5 protein-coding genes are annotated in these 5,487 nt (G+C 72.2%); 3 read left to right on the forward strand and 2 right to left on the reverse strand.

The annotated features are described in order from the left end of the window. Together ACWEMJ_RS33545 and ACWEMJ_RS33550 are read right to left on the reverse strand one after the other, a co-directional pair. The coding region (locus tag ACWEMJ_RS33545) for a TerD family protein (RefSeq protein ID WP_452140921.1) at positions 1-276 on the reverse strand (276 nt) is incomplete at its 3' end. Between the two features lie 202 nt (positions 277-478). After that, complete coding sequence (locus ACWEMJ_RS33550; protein WP_452140922.1) at positions 479-1,273, reverse strand: metal-dependent hydrolase; 795 nt, start codon at positions 1,271-1,273, stop codon at positions 479-481. A gap of 570 nt (positions 1,274-1,843) precedes the next feature. Here ACWEMJ_RS33550 and ACWEMJ_RS33555 point away from each other — a divergent pair. From ACWEMJ_RS33555 to ACWEMJ_RS33565, 3 genes are all read left to right on the forward strand, one after another. Continuing rightward, on the forward strand, positions 1,844-2,947 hold the full coding sequence (locus tag ACWEMJ_RS33555) for a hypothetical protein (RefSeq protein ID WP_452140923.1): 1,104 nt from the start codon (positions 1,844-1,846) through the stop codon (positions 2,945-2,947). A gap of 397 nt (positions 2,948-3,344) precedes the next feature. After that, positions 3,345-5,057 (forward strand): aa3-type cytochrome oxidase subunit I, encoded by a 1,713-nt coding sequence (ctaD, locus tag ACWEMJ_RS33560; RefSeq protein ID WP_452140924.1) that lies wholly within the window; start codon positions 3,345-3,347, stop codon positions 5,055-5,057. Further along, positions 5,054-5,434 (forward strand): hypothetical protein, encoded by a 381-nt coding sequence (locus tag ACWEMJ_RS33565; RefSeq protein ID WP_452140925.1) that lies wholly within the window; start codon positions 5,054-5,056, stop codon positions 5,432-5,434. The genes ctaD and ACWEMJ_RS33565 overlap by 4 nt, the downstream gene beginning before the upstream one ends. Positions 5,435-5,487 lie beyond the last annotated feature (53 nt).

Here is a 5,487-nt window from a genome sequence, read left to right on the forward strand (position 1 = left end):
CTTGATCTGCTCGTCGTCGCCCTCGCCCTCGCCGGTGAGGTTGTCGCCGGTGTGCTCGACCGAACCGTCCGCGCTCTTCAGGTTGTTGAAGAAGACGAAGTCGGCGTCGGAGCGGACCCGGCCCTGCTCGGTGCAGAGCAGCGCGCTGGCGTCCAGGTCGAAGTCCGAGCCGGTGGTGGTGCGCACGTCCCACCCGAGGCCGACGACCACAGCGGTCAGGCCCGGCGCCTCCTTGGTCAGCGAGACGTTGCCACCCTTGCTGAGCGAGACTCCCACGATGTGCCCCTCCGGTTCTCGCCGCCCGGGCGCTCGGCTCGGGCGGCCCTTTGCCTTTACTTGAATCTACAACACTGTAGAGGCGTCGAGAATCCCCGGTCCGCGGAGCCGACGGCCGGTCAACTCCCCTCCGCGGTCCGCCGGTACGGCGCCGAGGCCGGCCGGACGCGGCCCGCGGCCCGGCGATGGTGCTCCGCGGGGCTCAGCCGATCACCTGGAGGGCGACCAGTGCGCCGACGCCGCCCAGGCCCATGAAGATCGGCGACAGCACCTTCACCTCGACCCAGCTCCCGGCCCGGAACCGCATCCCCTTCGGCGGGCCGATCGGGTACCAGCGCTTGCGGCCGATCGGGATCGGCCACAGGATCGGGCAGCCCGAGACGGTCAGCGCGTCGCCGACGCAGTGCACCAGCGCGCCCAGCACGATCGGGAGGCCGATCCACAGGTAGTCCTGCCCGGGTGCGTCGAACAGCCACCGGGAGCCGTTGCCCGGCCGGTCCAGGACGTCCGCCAGCAGCCACGCGCTGGTCAGCCCGAGCAGCCACACCAGCACGTCGCTGGAGACGCGGGCGTGCCTCCACAGCAGGCCCTCGATGGCCAGCACCATGTGCACGAACAGCACGGCGAGCACGCCCCACCGGCCGCCGTACACGGCGACCGCGGCTGCCGCGGCCCCGCACAGCACCGCCCACGGCCAGGTGTGGGTCAGCGTCCGGTGCCCGCCCGAGCGGCGGGCGTCGCCCTTGCCCCGGGTCGACCGGTAGACGGCGGCCGACAGCTTGTCGATCACCTCGCACGCCCACCGCGACACCGGCCCGAAGGCCCGCGATATCGTCGCCGCCCGGTGGTCCAGGTCCGGGGCGAGCGCCGCGCCCGCCGTGATCAGCGCGCCGACCAGCAGCACCGGCCACGGCATCGGCTCCCCCCACACGGCCGCCACCGCCCCGGCCACCAGCCACGCCGTCGCACCCGACAGCGCATGCGCCGGTCCCATCATGGTGATCCCATCCTCTCGCTCCGCCAGGGCCGTCCGGGCCTGACGGAGCGTGAGCATAGCCACTGTTGATCATCGGACGGTCACACCCGCCCGAAGGAGGCGAACCGGCGCCCGCGGCGCCCGACGCCCCCGTGCCGGGCGACTCGTTCCCACCCCGCCCCGGACCGCGCCCGCCACGCCCGCCGATGTACCGTCCGGCGGAAGGCAACTGACGCACCGTGGCCCCGCGCGGGCGACGGGGCGTCACGCGGCCGCAGGCTCCCGCCCGTTGTGCCACCCGTGCCACCCCCGCCCCGGGCATCGGCCACGACTACGCCACAACCGGTAGCCCGCGCTCCGTCGGCCGTCGCGACCGGCTGCCGTGCGAACGGCCGCGCCGCGTAGGCGGCGGTACGGGTTCATGCCAAGGCACTGGGCCGGCGGTCGGCGGCCCCCCTAGCATGTGGGGCCACCGGGCTCCCCGTGCCGCACCGCACCGTCCCGTGCGCCCCGCCCCGCCGTGTTCCCCGGGGCCGGCGTGCGCCCGTCGGCTGCCGCAACCGTCCCCACCACCCTGGGAGTTGACCGCCCATGCAGGCTCGATCCGCCCTGCCCTCCGTCAGGCCCCTGCGGGCCGCCGTGCTGGTGCTGGCCCTGTTGGCCGCGCTGCTCGCCGCCGCCGTGCCCGCCGCCGGGCCCGCGCACGCCGCCGTCCCGGACCGCTGGGGCTTCGCCTACCTCGACAACCCGACCCCGCCGCCCGGCTACGTCCCCGACCCCTCGCGGCAGTGGGGGAGTTGGGCGTCCCCGGCGAGCAACCCCGTCAAGGTCGACCAGACCGGCCTGGGCACCTACCTGGTGCACTTCCCGCTGATCGCCGGCCCCGGCGGCGTCGCGCACGCCACGGCCGTCAACCGCACCGGCACGTGGTGCCAGCTCACCGGCTGGAACATCGCCGGCTCCGGCATCGACGTCGGCGTGGCCTGCTACAAGCCGAGCGGCGCGCCCGACAACTCGCCGTTCACCGTGCTGTACACCAGCAGCAGCGGCACGCCCGCGACCGGCGGCCAGTACGGCTACCTGGACTCCACCCCCGGCGGCGCGCTGATCACCCAGTACAACTCCTCCGGCGGCGCGAACCTCTCCAGCCACGGCTCCACCGGCATCTGGAAGGCCTGGCTGCCCGGCGTCGGCGCCGCCACCAACCTCGGCAACGTCGAGGTCACCGCCGTCAACCCGGGCCTCGGCGCGCGCTGCAAGGTCGCGGACTGGTACCCGGCCGCCACCGGCCAGACCTTCCTGGTGGCCTGCTTCGACGCCGCCAACGCGCCCCTCGACACCGAATGGACGCTCAGCTACTCCGTCAAGCGCGCCGTGCACGGCCCGGCGATCCCGCCGAAGTCCTTCGGCTACCTCTGGTACAACGGCGCGGTGCCGGTCGGCACCAACTACAACTCGGTGGCCGGCAGCAACTCGCTGGCCGTCGGCGTGCCCTCCACCGTCACCCTGCCGAACCTCGCCGTGCCCTCCGACCACGCGCAGGTCACCGCGTTCGGCAGCGGCCCCGGCTGGTGCCAGCTGGCCCTGCCGTGGAGCCGCACCTCCGGCACCGTCCAGCTGAACCCGATCTGCTTCAACCCCGGCGGCGGGCCCGTCGTCGCACCCTTCCTGACCGCCTACACCTCGGCGTTCTGACGCCCACCACGCACCACCCGGAGCCGGTCCCGCCTCGACGGGGCCGGCTCCGGCGCGTTCGGTGTGCCCGGTGTGCCCGGCGCGGACGTCAACGGGAGCGCGGGCGGAGTACGACACGGGGGTGGTGCGGCCCGGGGCGGGCGGCCGGGGCCGGTCACCCCCGCGGTGGGCTCCCCGGACGTGCCGGGAAGGCGCTTCCCGACGCCCGCCTGCACCGTCGATCCCCGTGCGGGGCGGGGGAGTTGGGGAGGTCGGCGGCCGCCCCGCCGCGCCCCGCCCGGGTCGCGGGCGCGCGCGAGGGCCGGGACGGAAGTACGGCCGACGCGCCGATCGTCACCGAACGGAATCGGTCGGTCACTGATAGAGATGGTTCGTCCGTTTTGGCAAGGGAGCCACCATGACCATCCTGACCGACCGCAACCCGCCGCCCGCCGCGGCGCCGGACCCGCGCGCCGTGCGCAAGCCCGGGAGCATGCTCGTCCGCTGGATCACCACCACCGACCACAAGACCATCGGCAGCCTGTACCTGGGCACGTCGTTCGCGTTCTTCCTGATCGGCGGAGTGATGGCGCTGATCATGCGCGCCGAACTCGCCCGCCCGGGGACGCAGATCGTCTCCAACGAGCAGTTCAACCAGCTGTTCACCATGCACGGCACGGTCATGCTGCTGGTGTTCGCCACCCCGCTGTTCTCCGGCTTCGCGAACTGGATCATGCCGCTCCAGATCGGCGCGCCCGACGTCGCCTTCCCCCGGCTGAACATGTTCGCGTACTGGCTCTACCTGTTCGGCTCGCTGATCGCGATGGGCGGCTTCCTCACCCCGCAGGGCGCGGCGGACTTCGGCTGGTTCGCCTACTCGCCGCTGTCGGACGCGGTGCACTCGCCGGGCATCGGCGGCGACCTGTGGATCATGGGCCTGGTGTTCTCCGGGTTCGGCACCATCCTCGGCTCGGTCAACTTCATCACCACGATCATCTGCATGCGCGCCCCCGGCATGACCATGTTCCGGATGTCGATCTTCGTCTGGAACACCCTGCTGACCGCCGTGCTGATCATCATGGTCTTCCCCCTGCTGGCCGCCGCGCTGCTCGCCCTGGAGGCGGACCGCAAGTTCGGGGCGCACGTCTTCGACCCGCTGAACGGCGGGCCGATCCTGTGGCAGCACCTGTTCTGGTTCTTCGGCCACCCCGAGGTGTACATCATCGCGCTGCCGTTCTTCGGCATCATCTCCGAGATCATCCCGGTCTTCAGCCGCAAGCCGATGTTCGGCTACTCCGGCCTGATCGCCGCCACCATCGCGATCTCCGGCCTGTCCCTCACGGTCTGGGCGCACCACATGTTCGTCACCGGACAGGTGCTGCTGCCGTTCTTCTCCTTCATGACGTTCCTGATCGCCGTGCCCACCGGCGTGAAGTTCTTCAACTGGCTGGGCACCATGTGGAAGGGCTCACTGAGCTTCGAGACACCGATGCTGTGGGCGTTCGGCTTCCTGGTCACCTTCCTGTTCGGCGGCCTGACCGGCGTCCTGCTGGCCTCACCGCCGCTCGACTTCCACGTCTCCGACAGCTACTTCGTCATCGCGCACTTCCACTACGTGGTCTTCGGCACCGTCGTCTTCGCGATGTTCGCCGGCTTCCACTTCTGGTGGCCGAAGTTCACCGGGCGGATGCTGGACGAGCGGCTCGGCAAGATCTGCTTCTGGACGCTGTTCGTCGGCTTCCACACCACCTTCCTGGTCCAGCACTGGCTCGGTGCGGAGGGCATGCCGCGCCGCTACGCCGACTACCTCGCCGCGGACGGCTTCACCACCCTCAACATGATCTCCACCATCGGCTCGTTCCTGCTGGGCCTGTCGATGCTGCCGTTCCTCTACAACGTCTGGAAGACCGCCAAGTACGCGCCGAAGGTCGAGGAGGACGACCCGTGGGGCTGGGGCCGCTCGCTGGAGTGGGCGACCTCCTGCCCGCCGCCGCGGCACAACTTCGTCACCCTGCCGCGGATCCGCTCCGAGTCCCCGGCGTTCAACCTGCACCACCCCGACGTCCCCGACGAGCTCCAGGACGCCGGCCACCAGGGCGGGGCGGCGATCACCGGCGAAGAGCGGCGATGAGCGAGCGGACGCCCACCGGCGGCCACCCCGTCGACACCGCCGGCGAGGCCGACGCGGGCCTGCGCAGACTCGAGGGCTACCTGTACTGGCAGAACCAGAGCCGGCAGGCCCGGCAGGCCGCCGAGGAATTCGCCGACCTGCTGCCCTGGCTGACCAGCACCCAGCGCCACGACCTGGAGCACCACTTCGCACAGACCCAGCTGCTCGCCGCCCGCCGCGGACTCGAACAGTTCCGGGAGAACCGCGAGCGGCTGCGCGAGCAGTACGGCCGTCGCTACCGGCAGCTGCGGGCCCGCTGCGTGCTGGCCGCCCTGCTGGGCGCCGCCGCCTGCACGGCGGTCGCGCTCGCGATCTCCCTCGCGGTCGCCCGGCCCTGACGGCCGACGAAGCGCAGTCCTTCGCGGTGCTCGACGCGTACGCCGCGGCGGGC

The organism is Kitasatospora sp. NPDC004531 (assembly GCF_053602195.1).